The following is a 15065-nucleotide window of genomic DNA, read 5'->3' as shown; positions in this document are numbered from 1 at the left end:
TTTTCTTATCTGTTTGAAGTCTTCTGAGGAGTGATGGTTTTGAAGAAGGTGTCTGTTGGTTTGCTCGGCTTTGGGACAGTCGGAACCGGTGTGGTTCGCCTGCTCACCCAGGAAAAAGAACGACTGGAAGCACGCATGGGCTGTTCCATAGAGCTAAAGAAAGTGCTCGTTCGCAATAAAAACCGTCCACGCAAAGTCTTGATTGACAGCCGGATATTGACCACGGATGCTTCTGATGTTCTCGATGATCCGGAGATTGATATTATCATCGAATTAATCGGCGGCGTTGATAAGGCATATCGTTATATTCTGCGCGCGTTGCAGAATAAGAAGAACGTTGTAACGGCCAATAAAGACCTGATGGCTTCCTATGGGGAAGAACTGCTTCTTGAAGCACGAAAAAGCAAAAAGGATCTCTTTTATGAAGCGAGTGTGGCAGGCGGTATCCCGATTCTTCGGACCCTAACTGACAGTCTCGCCGCCGATCGGATTGTCAAATTAATTGGAATTGTCAACGGTACGACGAACTATATCCTGAGTCAAATGAGCCACGAAGGACTCTCCTATGAAAAGTCGCTCCAATCGGCGCAATCGCTCGGCTTTGCCGAAGCCGATCCAACTTCAGATGTTGAAGGGTTGGATGCTGCGCGAAAAATGGTCATCCTCAGTCATCTTGCTTTTTCCATTCCCGTGCGTATGGATGACGTTAAGATTACGGGGATTACCGATGTCACGCGTGAGGATATCGTCTATGCACAAAAACTCGGCTATACGGTTAAACTTGTTGGTGTCTCTGAAGTTAATAACGGTGCGATCGATGTCCGTGTCGAACCAACACTCCTACCGAACGGACACCCGCTCGCCTCGGTTGACAATGAAAACAACGCCATTTATGTTTACGGTTCAACACTTGGCGAGACGATGTACTACGGACCGGGCGCTGGTGAAGGACCGACAGCTGTATCTGTTCTCTCCGATCTGCTCGCAGTGATTCGCAATATGAATCTCGGCGTTACTGGCAACCACATCTTCCTGCCACGGCGAGAGATGCACAATCGCGAAGAAAATTCGATTGAGAGTCAGTTTTTCGTCCGCCTGCATATGAAAGACGAACCCGGTTCTTTCTCGCTGTTAACCGACCTGTTCAAAGAGCAGCGAATCAGTCTAGAGAAATTGTATCAAGAGCCGATCGTCGGTAAGGATATCGCCGAGATTTCAATTATCACCCATACAACAAACAAAATTTTGTTTGAAAGCTCTTTTGACGTGCTAAGAAAAATGGACGTCGTCTTGAATGCCAAATATTATCGTGTGGAGAGGGGTTAAATTCATGGTTTGGAAAGGTCTTATGGACAAGTATCAGGATGTACTGCCAGTAACAGAAAAAACACCGCGGCTGACGCTGCTTGAGGGTAATACACCGCTGATTCCGCTCGACCGCTTATCCAAGGAAACAGGTTGTACCATTTACGCCAAATTCGAAGGACTGAATCCGACGGGTAGCTTTAAAGACCGGGGTATGTTTCTTGCCGTCGCTAAAGCAAAGGAAAGCGGCAGCAAAGGCGTCATCTGTGCGTCGACAGGCAATACATCGGCCTCGGCGGCTGCATATAGTGCGCGTGCTGGCATGGACTGCCTGATCGTTATCCCTAAAGGAAAAATCGCACTCGGAAAATTGGCGCAATCCGTAATGTACGGCGCGCAGATTTTCGAAGTTGACGGCAATTTTGATCAAGCGCTTGATATTGTTCGCTATACTGGACAAAACTCCGACTATACAATCGTTAATTCGATCAACCCTTATCGACTGGAAGGTCAGAAGACCGGCGCTTATGAAATTGTCGAGCAACTCGGTGGCGCAGCCCCGGATATTCTCTGCATTCCAGTCGGCAACGCCGGCAATATTTCTGCTTATTGGAAAGGGTTCAAAGAACTGCGCGACAAGCAACAGGTCACTCCTCCTGAAATTCACGGTTTTGAAGCGGAAGGCTCAGCCGCCATCGTTAAAAATCAAGTGATTGAACATCCAGAAACGATTGCAACCGCGATTCGTATCGGCAACCCGGCGAGCTGGAAGCTTGCCGTTGCCGCCGAAAAAGAATCAAATGGCGAAATTGATTCGGTGACAGACGACGAAATCTTAGCCGCTTATAAGCGAGTGGCCCGCACGGAAGGTGTTTTTGCTGAACCCGCCTCCTGCGCCTCGCTCGCCGGCCTGTTCAAACATATCGAACAAGGGAAAATCCAAAAAGGATCACGTGTCGTTTGTATACTAACCGGCAACGGACTCAAAGACCCGACAACGGCAATGGATATGCTAACAATTGAACCAACGATCATTTCAGCTGACAAATCAGCGGTCGTGGATCACTTTAACAACCAGGTTACGCGATGAGTGAATTCCAGGTCCCTTTGTGCATAAAGGTTCCCGGCAGCACGGCAAATCTCGGCCCAGGTTTCGACTCAATCGGCATGGCGATTGATCGCTTTCTCACTCTTGACGTGGCACCGGCAGAAAAATGGTCTTTTCAGTACATCGACCAGCCAGACTTTAATCCGCCGGTCAGCGGCAATCTAATCTATCAAACCGCATGCGGAGTGGCAGCGCGCGCAAATCGGCAACTTCCAGCTTGCTCGGTCACTGTTCATAGTGACATTCCACTCTCGCGCGGTCTGGGTAGCAGCGGCGCCGCGATCATTGCCGGAATTGAATTAGCCAATCAGCTGCTTCGTCTGCGCCTGACGCTGGCGGATAAGTCTTGGATAGCCTGCCAGATTGAGGGCCATCCGGATAACGTGACTGCCTCGCTGTACGGCGGTCTCGTTGTCTCGCATCAGACGGAAACCTCGGTAGATTCAGTCTGTCTTCCGTCACCTGACTTTGATTTTGTCACACTGATTCCCAATTTCGAATTGAAAACAAGCGACGCTCGGCGCGTGCTCCCGGAATCGCTGCCCTATAAACAGGCGATTGAGGGTAGCAGCGTGGCTAACGTGCTGATCTGCGCCTTATTAAGTCATAATGGTGAATTGGCCGGCAAAATGATGGAAAGTGACTGTTTCCACCAATCCTTTCGAGCAGGTCTTTTACCACACTATCCTTTGACCGCGCAGCTTGCCCGCGCGTCTGGCGCTTTTGGGACATTTCTGAGCGGCGCGGGGCCGACGCTAATGGCACTTTCACGACGTGAGGACAGCAGCCGTATCCAACAAGCGCTGCAAGAGGCTTTCCCTAATTATGAATGCAGTGTTCTTCATCCCGTTTCGCCTGAAGATATTGGTCGTTTCAATCCGCAGCCCGACCGCGATTAAAAAACGGTACATAAAAACCTCCTTTTCAGCAGAATCTATTGCTGAAAAGGAGGTTTTTTCTTTGCGTCTCCGCATCGGTTGGGGGTTTTTCTTCTTCTTTACCTTGCTTCTTGTTCTCTTATACGTCATTTTTCTATTTGTCCACTCGCATTGAGATGAATAGTGAACGTGCAGGAATTTGGCATCAGCGCCACGTGTCTCACCATCTTCACCATGCAAAAATCTTTCTATTTCTCAATAAATCACAAAATGGCGCGTGCCAGATCGTGGTTTTCCGGTGCCTGCGGACGATTGCTCTTCTTTTGCAACACATTGACAAAGAGCGCGTCAATCAGCGTGATTTGTGCCGCGCGAGCAACATAAGATTCCGAGCGATAATCTGTCGGCACCGACACGGTATGCAGCGAAACATCCATCAAATCACTTAGTGCAGATTTCATAAATCCGGTCAGACCGATGACCGGGCAATCCTTCGCTTTAACCATTTTAGCGATTTGCAGCAAATGTTTATCAGCAGCGGAATAGGAAAGAAAGATGGCTGCGTCGCCCACTTTCATACCTTTTGCAGCAAGTAGTTGAAATTCACCATCGCTTGGTGCAAAAGCCGACAGACCGGCACGAATGAACTTGCGGTTTGCTTCCTGAGCGATCATCGCGGATCCGCTGCTACTGAAGAACGCAATACGCTCGGCCTGGCTCAGAATTGAAACGGCTTGCCGAAACAAATCGCTGTTTAAAATTTGAAATGTATTTTCCAAAGTACGAATATTATCCTGAAAAACATGCTGCGCCAAATCCATCACATCATCATTTTTAAAACGGCTCTGATTCGGTGCATCCACCTTTTTTTGAGCAATATCAGCTGCGAGAATAATTTTCATCTCCTGAAAGCCCTTAAATGAAAGGCGTCTGCAGAACCTGAAAACCGTTGCATCGGCAACATTAATTCGCGCGGAAAGCTGGTTTATACTGCTGTGAACCGTGTCTTCCGGATGTTCGAGAATATAATCGGCAATTTTCTGTTCTTTCTCGCTTAAATGTGGATACGCGGATTGAATCCTTATCAAACACTGATCTTCTGTCACCTGAATTCCCTCCCCTTCTTCATATTTTTATTGTACATCAAACGCTTTCATTTGAAAATAATTTTCTGTAATCGCTTTCTATTTTTTTAAAAAACAAATTTATTTTTCTAATCCGTCATTCATCAAGAAATCTATTTCCAGTGATTTAAGGCGTGATAATTCTTACAAATTGAGCACGCCCTTCGCTTCAGGAATCAATTCGTCTCTTTACCTTTTCTCTTGTTCGTGTTTTAATTAAGAAAGATTCTGATGATTAATTTTTTTATGTTAAATCAATATATTAGATAATTCAAATATTTAAGTGCCGAAGAGTCATGAGAATAAGGCCTCGCGCGTCAATTTAGAGACGTGTTCCGGATATCTATCAATGCAATTTGGAATAATCGGATCTTTGGCTCTCGCAGCATCCCACTGTCTCCGTGCGATTTCATGCGACCAAAGTGTAAAAAAAACTCTCTGCTTCGGCAGGGAGTTTTTTTACACAGATTTCATCGATTTATCACAATGAAGTTTTAAAGTGAAAGGGGAATCTTTATATGTTTAAGAAAAATCTTGCACAGCTCAAAGCTTTTAATCCTGGTCCCTCTCTAGATGAAATAAAAAAGAAATATGGTTTGGAACAGGTGGTCAAGCTCGATTGTAACGAAAATGTATATGGTGCTTCACCTCTTGTCACAAAGGCTTTGACTGAAAGCTTTCTGAATCCTTCACTCTATCCTGATTGTCGAAACAGCGCGCTCAGAACCGCGCTCAGCGCCAGACTCGGGGTTGAGGAAAATAGTTTCTTGTTCGGACTCGGTCTCGACGAGATTATTGTGTTGATCAGCCGTACCTTTCTCGATGCCAATAGCAATATTGTCATGGCTTGGCCGACATTCTACGAATATTACAGTCATGCACTGATTGAGGGTGCGGCCACGCAAAAAATACCTTGCAATGCAGAGGGTAGGCATGATCTAGACAGTATGCTGGCAGCGATTAATGACCAGACAAAGCTTGTCTGGATCTGCAACCCGAACAATCCAACCGGTACTTGTTTAAGCGATAGTGAATTGCGCCGCTTTATTCAGCATGTGCCGGAGGATGTGATTGTTCTCCTGGATGAGGCCTATATGGACTTTGCGGACCGTAACGATTTTCCGGATGCCCTGGCGATCATGCGTGAGCACTCGAATGTTCTTGTCCTGCGCACGTTCTCAAAAGCCTACGGTCTTGCCTCCTTCCGGGTAGGCTATGCGATCGGCGATCCCAAAATCATCAATGAACTTGAAAAGGTACGCCCGCCATTCAACAACCCTCAGATCTCCCAAATAGCCGCAGTTGCAGCGCTTAATGATCAGAAATTTTTAAAGGAATGCGTACGCAAAAATCAGGAAGTTCGGCAAATGACTATCGATTATCTGAGTGAAAAAAAGATCGATTTTTATCCGACGCAGGCGAATTTCATCTTCGTCAAGACGGAAAAGGCGGCAGAAATTGCAGAACAACTACGTGCTGGCGGCTTTCTTGTTAATCCGTTTCCTACTGGCCTACGGATCACGCTCGGTACAATGACGGATATGCGCCGACTACTGCCGCTTTTAGCAGATGCATGGCAGAAAAACGCGAAAAATATTTGATAAAAAATAGCCATTTTTATTATCTTTCAGAAAACATTAAAAAATTTTTTCTTTACAAAATAAACGGAACCTGCTACAATTTGGTCACAATATTAAATCAATAAAAGATGCATGTGATGATGAAGACAAGAGCTTGGGAGCGAACGTCCTACAGAGAACCGGCAATGCTGAGAACCGGCGCCTGTTCCTTCCGATGCTTAGCACTTCAGAACAGATTGACTGAACCCGCGTCCATGGACGGCAATAGGTCAATCCGGGCAGCGCCGTTATCGCTAATGAAGGCCGGAATCATTGATTGATTGGTCCGGCGAAAAAGGGTGGCACCACGTCAGCAACGTCCCTTGCAGTATGAAGGCATACTGCAAGGGACGTTTTTATTTTTTCCGGAAATGGCGAAAAATACGGGTACAGATACCGCAGCCTCGTCAGCTTCCTAGAAAGTGTCGAAGTCTCAGTTTCTTATTGTTGCCTGCAACCTCTATCTTTGCGAAAGATTTAGAGAAACGGAAGGGATGAATCACATGTTTTTAGATCAGAAATATCTTTTCACACCAGGACCAACGCCTGTACCGGCCCGCGTCAACGCTGCTATGGCCGCTCCGATGATCGGTCACCGCAGTCCTGATTTTTCAGTGTTAATCGAAGACGTTGCCACGCGGTTAATGCCGGTATTCGGAACCCGTCATCCGGTGATCACGCTGACCAGCAGCGGGACATCGGCACTGGAAGCCGCTGTAGTCAATACTGTTTCCGAAGGTGAGCATGCTGTCGCAATCGTTGCCGGTTCTTTCGGTGACCGTCTCGCTACGATTGCTGAAACATATGGGATTCATGTGCACCGATTAAATATTGAATGGGGCAAATCATGCACGCCTGATCAGCTGGAAAGCTTTTTGAAGACGATGGACAAGCCGATCAAAGCTGTTTTTGCGACATTTAACGAAACCTCAACCGGGGTGCTCAATCCAATACATGAACTAGGCAAAGTCGTTGCCGAGCAATCGGATGCATTGTTTCTTGTTGATGGTGTCAGCTGTATCGGCGGCGTGTCCGTCGACATGACAGCCGATCATATCGACCTGCTCGTCACGAGTTCACAAAAAGCACTCATGCTACCTCCTGGTCTTGCGTTTGCTGCTTTCAGTGATCGTGGTCTTGAAGCGATCCGCAAAGCAACAGCGAAACGCTTTTATTTGGATCTAAACCGTTATGTCCAAGCTTACGAAGAACAAAAATCCACGCCATTCACGCCTGCTGTTTCGCTGATTGCCGGCGCGCAGGAAGTCTGCGCGATGTTTGAAGAAGAAGGCTTCGCAAATGTCGTTCGCCGCCATTACCTGCTGCGCGACATGATTCGCGCGGGTATCCGTGCACTTGGCCTGCCGCTTTTGACCAGCGATGAAGATGCTTCACCGACGGTTACTGCCATTTGTTCCGGAGCCGTTGAAGCATCTGTTCTGCAAAAGGCGCTGAAAAAGAATTACTCTATTACTGTTGCCGGTGGCCAGAAACAGTTGAAAGGAAAAATTTTCCGAATCGGCCATATGGGCTACTGTACACCATTCGATATATTGAAAGTGCTCAGCGCGCTCGAGATCGAACTTGTCCGCCAGGGTGAAGTCAATCACTTAGGCGTTGCTGTGCAAAAAGCTGAGGAGGTTTGGCTCAAGCATGTATAAAGTCATAGTTACCGATCCAATTAGCCAAACAGGGATTCATGCCCTAACGTCAAACAGCAATTTTCAGGTGACGCAGTTAACCGACCTTTCAGAAGCTGAATTAATCAGTCAGATTCCTGAATATGACGCGTTGATCGTTCGTAGCCAAACTCAGGTCACACGGGCCATCATTCAGGCGGCGGACCAGTTGAGAGTCATTGCCAGAGCCGGCGTCGGCGTTGATAATATTGATTTAGATGCTGCGACTGAGAAAGGAATTATTGTCATTAACGCGCCATCCGGAAATACGATGGCTGCGACCGAGCATACGCTAGCAATGATGCTCGCGCTCGCTCGCAATATTCCTCGGGCATGGCAGTCGCTCAATTCCGGAAAATGGGAACGCAAGCTTTTCAAGGGGGTTGAGCTCTACCAAAAAACACTTGGTGTAGTCGGCATGGGCCGTATCGGCACCGAAGTGGCGAAGCGGGCTAAAGGCTTCGATATGAAAATTCTCGGCTATGATCCATTCTTGACCGAGGATCGGGCAAAGAAGATGGGCATTATTAAGGCGGACCTGGACACGATTGCCCGGGAAGCAGATTTCATCACCGTACACACCCCACTGACGCCGGAAACGCATGGCCTGATAAATGCCGAATTTTTAGCGAAAACCAAGCCAGGTGTCCGTTTTATTAACTGCGCCCGCGGCGGTATTATTAATGAACAAGATCTCGTCGACGCTGTCAACAGTGGTCATGTTGCCGGCGCAGCGATTGACGTTTTTGAACAAGAACCACCGCAAAACACTGGCCTGACGCAGAATCCGAACATTATCGTCACACCGCATCTCGGCGCGTCAACAGCTGAAGCTCAAGAAAAGGTCGCTCAGTCAGTCAGCGAAGAAATTGTTTCTATCTTCATGACTGGCGGTGTGCAGCATGCAATCAACCTACCGCGTATTTCGGCAGCGGTTCAGCAGAAAATCCAGCCCTATCTGACGCTGAGCGAGCAAATGGCGGAATTACTCATGCAGCTCTTTAAAAAAGCGCCACAGAAAATTAAAATCAATTATTACGGTGAGCTATTCCTTGAAGACACCGGACTACTGACACGGCAAATGATTAAGGCACTGCTCTCGTATTACCTCGACACATCAATTAACATTGTTAATGTGATGCAGGTGCTCAAGGCGCATAGTCTCGCCTATAGTGTTCAAAAAAATGCTGCTCATAAAGGCTTTACGAATTTTATCGAACTAGAAATCATTCATGATGATGAAAAAGCGACGATTGCCTGCACCTATCTGCCTGGCTTCGGCGGTCGAATTGTTTCGATTAACGGCTATCGTATTGATATGGAGCCGGAACGCTACCTGCTCTATATCAGCCATGCCGACGTTCCTGGCATGATTGGCAACGTTGGTTCGACGCTTGGTCAAGCATCGATCAATATCGGTAGTATGTATGTTGGCCGACAGACGATTGGCGGCGAAGCGGTAATGATTCTAACGGTTGATCGTGCCGTTCCGGAAGCAACGCTAAAGCAGATTAAGGATCTGCCGGATCTGCACGATGCGCAGTTTGCCGAAATTGATATGCCGCAAGCCGAAAAATAAACGAAACGCGGCGCTTATTGCTGCCTTTCTTATTGAATAGGCTCTGTTAAAGTCTGTTGTTGTTTTCAATCATTTAATTGCCATGTGTTCGCTTGCCGCGGGCACCAAGCGTATCCTCCAACAGGTTAAATCTGCGGGGTCTCACTTGGCTCGCTTTTCCCGCAGGCGTCTCGCATTTCGCTGCATTTTTGTGCGAAAAACTTTATTCTTTCTTATCTCTTGAAAAAGCCCCCTGAAGCTAGCAACTAGCTTCAGGGGGCTTTTTATGATCCATTCATCAGGTCTCAATGCCTTTTCTCGAAGATCAAGGCTTTTTCAGACAATCATCCATTCAATTTTTCAATTAAATCCGGCACGTCAGCGATCGAATCCAATATGTAGTCTGCTCCGTTGGCCTCAAGTTCGCTCCGCGCCTCTTTGCCCGAGAGTCCGGTCAAAACACCGGCAAAACGGCAACCAATTTGGCGGGCGCAGAGCAAGTCAGCAAGCGAATCGCCGACAATCAGCGTCTCTCGGTCGTCCGTCAAATGTTCCGGTACACGTGCGGTCCAACGTTTGACCTCGCTAGCCTTTCCGTGATACGCCAATAAATAGGTAAACGGATGCGGTTTGGCGAGTGGTGCGGCATGATAGTGTTTTTCTGCCTGAAGGACGTCATCCGCAGTTGCGATATGTTCCTGGTCGATTAAATCGAGCCAACCCAGGTAGCGGAAAGGTTGATAAGTTTCCAGAGCAGGACGTCCGGTCGCAATACCAACCGAGATTCCTTGATCCGAGAAGGATTGGAACATAGTCTGAACCATCAAAGGACTCACCAGTGTTTCTTCGGCGGCAAGGAATCCTTCCTTTCCTGGCTGTACGGAAGGCGAGCCGGTCGACTGCAACACGTTTGCATCGCCGACATACCATTCCTGTGAGCAATGTTCACCAATATGCCAGAGCTCGCTTTTCGGCTGAAACACATCTGTAGCAATGCCAAGTTTATGACGAGCGATCGTATTTAAATAAAGGATAATATCCTGTTTCATAACATCGGTGTCTTGATAAGCAGCAAGAACGGCTTGATAATCTGGCGTCACCGGATTTTTACGAAACATTTCTCGCAGGGTATCTAGCGTCGCACGCGTCAACGGCTGACGGAAAAGCAGTACCGCCTGATTTCTGACCGGCTCCGGCAGCTGAGCCGTTAACTCCAGCAACTGAACCGAAATCGTTACATAGATCATGTCCCAGTTTGCATTCATGCCGCGTGATTTTAAATGATTCAGGATTTTATCATCCACAAAAACCTTAGAGCGGATCGATGCAATTTGTTCCTTAGCATAGTGTGTCGAAAAACTGTCTTTGCCGCTTAAACCAAGATAATTCGGGCTATTCAATAATTCCCAGACCGTCAATGCGGAAGCGTCAAAATAATGCTCCTCGCTTAAGAAAACCCCATCCACATCAAATAAAATTGTACGAATCATCAGCTTTTTTATCCCTCGCCTCTTAACAAATTCATCATACGATTACTTTGAAGCCAGTCCCCGCCCATTATGGGCAATGATTATCCAATTGTTTCCATAATTATTTGTCAGGTATGCATCGTTGTTGCTTGTCCGAACAATAATCTCATGCGGGTGATTCGAACGGGTTACCACTTGAGTCACGCGATCACTTTCGACAGTCGCTAAATCGAGATTATTGATGGTGTTCTGATGACTAAGATACACGGTGTATAACGCTGTCTTTTTGCTCTGTTTATCAAATAATGCGGCATAAATCAGCGGTTGTTTCGCAAAGCCGAAGGCAACGCTGGTTACGTCTTTCCCTTTAAAAAATTTTTTAAAGTGTACGCCGCCGTCTTCAGTCACATAGAGTCCATCACGCGTCGCGACTGCCAGGCAACGATTGTTGGTCGGGTGCAGCGCGATACTTTGCGCTTTGCCTTGAATTGAGCGAAGGTGCAATGTCTGTTTGACGGTTCCGTCCGGCGCTATCTGGTCAATCGTGTAGTGTCCAGAATCTCCGGTCAAACGGACAACATATGCTTGCTGATAAGACGCGGCCCAAAATCCTTTTTGTGAATTTGCCAGTGAGTAACTGCCAATACGTCCCCCTGTCCAATTTCGAATAATAACCCGATTGCTTACCGGATCCACTTCAAGCCATCCTTGTCGAACAGGCAAAAATTGTATCTTCCCGTTTGTTTCTCTCTTGGATACTCTCTGCCATGTACCGCCACTGTACCGATATAGGCCCGAAGACGATGCGATCGAGAACGTGTCGCTCCGCGGAGCAAACCCGCTCCCATAAATTCGTCCAAAGGAAACCGCCTGTTTGTCCGACTGCGCGGTATGGGTCACAAGATAAATGACCCAAATACCGGCAGCTACAGTCAGCAATATAAATGCCAGTTTGGCAGCAGTCAGCCAGAAAATCAGCTTGAAACTCTTCTTTCTTGATGATGCATCATCCATAGCATACAACTCCCGGTGCAAGGTGCAGCGAGTAAACCCTGCGTCATTTATAGGTGTTACGGACTGCTGTTCACATTGCGGCTTTCACTTCATCAGCGTCCGTCAAATAGATCGAAAAGCCCACCAGTAATGCTACCTTCATCGCGGCTTCTGCCAAACGGATTACCCGGCGCTGCACTGAAGACGCGGCTTGCCAGCCGGCTGAAAGGCAATGACTGTACCAATACACGGCCCGGCCCGCGCAATGTTGCGAAAAACAAACCTTCACCACCGAACAATGCTGTTTTAACACCGCGCACAAATTCAATGGAGTAGTCGACATCGCTTGTCATTGCAACGAGACAGCCCGTGTCAACGCGTAGTGTTTCCCCCGCCTCAAGGTCAATCGTCTTAATCATGCCGCCGGCGTGAACAAATGCCAAACCATCGCCTTCCAACTTCTGCATGATGAAGCCTTCTCCACCAAAGAATCCGGTACCCAATTTCTTTTGAAATTCGATGCCAACTGAGACGCCTTTTGCCGCGCATAAGAAAGCATCTTTCTGACAAATCATTCGACCGCCTAGCTGATTCAGGTTTAGCGGAATGATTTTTCCTGGGTAAGGCGATGCGAACGAAACATGCTTTTTACCGGCAGCTTCATTAGTAAAGGCGGTCATAAATAAACTTTCACCGGTCAGCAGCCGCTTGCCGGCGCCGAATAATTTCCCCATCAATCCATCATTTTGACTGCTTCCATCTCCGAAAATCGTTTCCATGGCGATACCGTCATCCATCATCATGAAACTGCCGGCTTCAGCGATCACTGTTTCACCCGGATCAAGTTCCACTTCGACGAATTGCATTTCTTCGCCTTCAATTTTGTAATCAATTTCGTGATTCTCCACTGATACGCCTCCTCGTATTATTTGACTCTGTTAAAGTGTGTTGCTGTTATTAATCAATTTATTGGCCAGTATTGGCTTGCCGCAGGCGTCTCACACAATACCTTTTGTCATAAAAATCAACATTAAATTTTAACAGTGCCTATTATTCAAAAGTTTTTGGATTCAGCCATATTTGATGCCATCACTGCGCTTACAGCGTTCACTGAATTCAGTGGCGTGGCCATCTAGCCTCAGATTCTAATTCCAATTTTTAGCCCTTCTTAAAAGCAATGATATAATATTCTCTCACGGGCTCAATAAAAACACCATCCGGATTTATTTCTTTGAGCCGCTCCGTTAGTTCCCTTTCAAACTGGGGTGCCTTATTGCCGAGATATTCCTTATGGCAACCGGATGTGGAGTAAAGATAGCCGATAATCGAATGAATATCGCGTTTTCGCGTTGTGTAGATGTTGCCCGATTGTATTTTTTTAAACGCCGATCGGGCGAGCAAATGTTCATGCGATTCTTGAACTTCGACGGGACGCCCGGCTTTATCGCCAAACCATTCAGTAATGACTGTTTGAACCGTTTGCTGCCATAGTTCTGAATGGTTGCCGAGCATATGCCCCTGTCCGACGAGCGCCAACGCACCGCCTGGCGCAAGCAATTGATAGCTGAGCGACAGTACCTTTTCTCGATCCATCCAGTGAAACGCATCCCCGGATGTGATCAGCTGATACGGTCCGGATGCCGGATCCAAATCCTCGGATTGCATCCGAACCCAACTGGATAGCGACAAACCCAGTAGTTCTGCCTGGCTCTCCGCTTTCTGCAGCATATCAGAACTGATATCAATACCTATGGACTCTTTAAAATACGGAATCAGCGGAAACGTTAACTTACCCGTTCCACAGCCTAAATCCAGCAGCCGACCGCTCCCATTCAAATGGCAGATGTCAGCAATCATCCGAATTAGCTGTTTGCTGTACTGTCCTCTGTATTTTAAATAATAATAGGCTGTGCCGTCATAAACTTCCTGATCGCCGATTTTCACTTAATCACCCGTTTTCAACAGAGTACTGTCGGCCGCGCGAACGTCGCAGCCTAAATGAATCCCACTCTTTTTCGCCGCGAACCACTTTTTTATTTTAACATACTATGCCTTTTAGACGGTCTGTTAATCTTCAGGAAAAATAAAATCATGAACGAGCGGAAAGGATGACTGACATGCACTGGCTGATGATCCTGTTCATCGGAATCGCTTCAAGTATTGACAATTTTGCGGTCGGGCTTTCATATGGAACGAAGGGAAAGAAAATAACGTATACCGCCAATTTATTTATTGCCTTTATTGCTTTCATTATCGCCGATGCTGCCTTGATTGCTGGAAAATCGCTCGGGATGGCATTGCCAAAAACGTTGCCAGAAATCCTTGGCGGTGCGATTATTTTGCTAATTGGTCTCTGGTCGCTCGGTGATACAATAAAAAATCGCAGTGCCGCCGCTATGCCTGAAGCTGAAGACATCGACAGGAACCAGGATAACTTGATTGAAATAGGAGAAGTTTTTTTTCTTGGCATCGCCCTGTCGCTGAATGCAATGGGGACAGCTTTTGGCGCAGGTATGGGCGGACTTCCACCTTTGCTTGTGGCCGGCTTCGTGAGTATTCTATCATTTCTATCCGTCGGTTGCGGCCAGTGGTTGGGATTGAAAGGAATGCGTTCGAATATCGGCAAAGCATCAGAATACCTTGCTGCCTGCCTGATGATCACTATCGGAATCTACTCAATCGTTTCATCATCCATGTAAGCCAAAAGGTAGCAGGATACAAATCGAAGGAAAGAGCGCAGTAAAAGCCAAAGGGGAACGACGTCTGCGGGTCACTCAATAAGTCAGCGAAAAGATTCATTTTTATGATTCCGATACCAAACCATCATCGTTTTCAACGTTGCGTACAACCCAACAGCTGTGAGTGCGTGAAGCATCACATAGAAAATAAATACAAGCAACGGTTTTTGGCTATCAATGAAAGCGGAACAGCCGAGGCTGATGACGAATGCCGTAACCAGAGTCATCCAGCTATGTGTGCGAAACAGCACTTTTGTCGTTTGAGTGAGACCCAAGATAACGACAATGACGATTAGCTCCTGAATCAACCCCGTTCCGAACATTTCATCACCCGCTCTCTGTATCTTTCTTATTCATCATCCGCTTTGCTATTAATTTATGCCTGCAAATAACCGTCAAGAACTGTTATTTCTCTGTTCATGCCTGCATACTAGCGTTTCACTAATTTATTCAAACCATTCATAATACTATGAATGTTCAAAATTAATATGGTTTCTAGACAAAAAAATCCTTTATAATGGAAGAATAGGTGATTCCTATCCAAATCCAAAAATAAAGGACTACGCATGGATAAGAATACACAATTCTCTTCAT

At 46.9% G+C, this 15065-nt stretch carries 12 protein-coding genes and 1 pseudogene; 7 read left to right on the top strand and 6 right to left on the bottom strand.

The features are described from left to right. Nucleotides 1–39: 39 nt before the first annotated feature. Genes JOC27_RS00065 through thrB form a run of 3 tightly spaced genes read left to right on the top strand, consistent with a single transcriptional unit; the run spans nucleotide 40 to nucleotide 3312 of the window. A complete protein-coding gene (locus JOC27_RS00065) occupies nucleotides 40–1326 on the top strand; it encodes a homoserine dehydrogenase (protein WP_338062743.1) in 1287 nt (428 codons plus the stop codon). Between the two features lie 4 nt (nucleotides 1327–1330). After that, nucleotides 1331–2395 (top strand): threonine synthase, encoded by a 1065-nt coding sequence (gene thrC, locus JOC27_RS00060; RefSeq protein WP_205004950.1) that lies wholly within the window; start codon nucleotides 1331–1333, stop codon nucleotides 2393–2395. Beyond that, the gene (gene thrB, locus JOC27_RS00055; RefSeq protein ID WP_205004949.1) at nucleotides 2392–3312 is read left to right on the top strand and encodes a homoserine kinase; all 921 of its coding nucleotides are present in this window, start codon (nucleotides 2392–2394) and stop codon (nucleotides 3310–3312) included. The genes thrC and thrB overlap by 4 nt, the downstream gene beginning before the upstream one ends. A gap of 242 nt (nucleotides 3313–3554) precedes the next feature. Here the strand turns inward: thrB and JOC27_RS00050 are convergent, their stop codons facing one another. Next, nucleotides 3555–4397 (bottom strand): SIS domain-containing protein, encoded by an 843-nt coding sequence (locus JOC27_RS00050; protein WP_205004948.1) that lies wholly within the window; start codon nucleotides 4395–4397, stop codon nucleotides 3555–3557. A 536-nt stretch (nucleotides 4398–4933) separates the two neighbouring features. Between JOC27_RS00050 and hisC the strand changes: the two genes are divergently transcribed. The 3 genes from hisC to serA all read left to right on the top strand — a co-directional run bounded on the left by hisC (nucleotide 4934) and on the right by serA (nucleotide 9292). Continuing rightward, a complete protein-coding gene (gene hisC, locus JOC27_RS00045) occupies nucleotides 4934–6016 on the top strand; it encodes a histidinol-phosphate transaminase (RefSeq protein ID WP_205004947.1) in 1083 nt (360 codons plus the stop codon). A 521-nt stretch (nucleotides 6017–6537) separates the two neighbouring features. Further along, complete coding sequence (locus tag JOC27_RS00040) at nucleotides 6538–7695, top strand: pyridoxal-phosphate-dependent aminotransferase family protein (RefSeq protein WP_205004946.1); 1158 nt, start codon at nucleotides 6538–6540, stop codon at nucleotides 7693–7695. Beyond that, nucleotides 7688–9292 carry a phosphoglycerate dehydrogenase gene (gene serA, locus JOC27_RS00035; protein ID WP_205004945.1) on the top strand — a complete coding sequence of 535 codons (1605 nt, stop codon included), beginning with the start codon at nucleotides 7688–7690 and terminating at the stop codon, nucleotides 9290–9292. The genes JOC27_RS00040 and serA overlap by 8 nt, the downstream gene beginning before the upstream one ends. A 323-nt stretch (nucleotides 9293–9615) precedes the next feature. On the opposite strand, the gene JOC27_RS00030 is transcribed toward serA, so the two are convergent. The 4 genes from JOC27_RS00030 to JOC27_RS00015 form a co-directional block, all read right to left on the bottom strand. After that, nucleotides 9616–10761 carry an HAD family hydrolase gene (locus JOC27_RS00030; protein WP_205004944.1) on the bottom strand — a complete coding sequence of 382 codons (1146 nt, stop codon included), beginning with the start codon at nucleotides 10759–10761 and terminating at the stop codon, nucleotides 9616–9618. 42 nt (nucleotides 10762–10803) lie between these two features. After that, nucleotides 10804–11754: a hypothetical protein gene (locus JOC27_RS00025; protein WP_205004943.1), complete on the bottom strand. Its 951-nt coding sequence runs from the start codon at nucleotides 11752–11754 to the stop codon at nucleotides 10804–10806. Between the two features lie 92 nt (nucleotides 11755–11846). After that, on the bottom strand, nucleotides 11847–12641 hold the full coding sequence (locus JOC27_RS00020; RefSeq protein ID WP_205004942.1) for a TIGR00266 family protein: 795 nt from the start codon (nucleotides 12639–12641) through the stop codon (nucleotides 11847–11849). Between the two features lie 250 nt (nucleotides 12642–12891). Then, the gene (locus JOC27_RS00015; protein ID WP_205004941.1) at nucleotides 12892–13677 is read right to left on the bottom strand and encodes a methyltransferase domain-containing protein; all 786 of its coding nucleotides are present in this window, start codon (nucleotides 13675–13677) and stop codon (nucleotides 12892–12894) included. Nucleotides 13678–13838: 161 nt separating this feature from the next. On the opposite strand from JOC27_RS00015, the pseudogene JOC27_RS00010 reads away from it, so the two are divergent. After that, nucleotides 13839–14432: pseudogene (locus JOC27_RS00010) on the top strand (manganese efflux pump); the annotation flags it as partial. Nucleotides 14433–14515: 83 nt separating this feature from the next. Here JOC27_RS00010 and JOC27_RS00005 read toward each other — a convergent pair. After that, nucleotides 14516–14794 (bottom strand): hypothetical protein, encoded by a 279-nt coding sequence (locus JOC27_RS00005; protein WP_205004940.1) that lies wholly within the window; start codon nucleotides 14792–14794, stop codon nucleotides 14516–14518. Nucleotides 14795–15065 lie beyond the last annotated feature (271 nt).

This window comes from Sporolactobacillus spathodeae, assembly GCF_016908935.1.
In the GTDB taxonomy this organism is placed as follows: domain Bacteria; phylum Bacillota; class Bacilli; order Bacillales; family Sporolactobacillaceae; genus Sporolactobacillus; species Sporolactobacillus spathodeae.
Note: the sequence above shows the minus strand (reverse complement) of the source record. Positions and strands in the feature narration are given on the sequence as shown.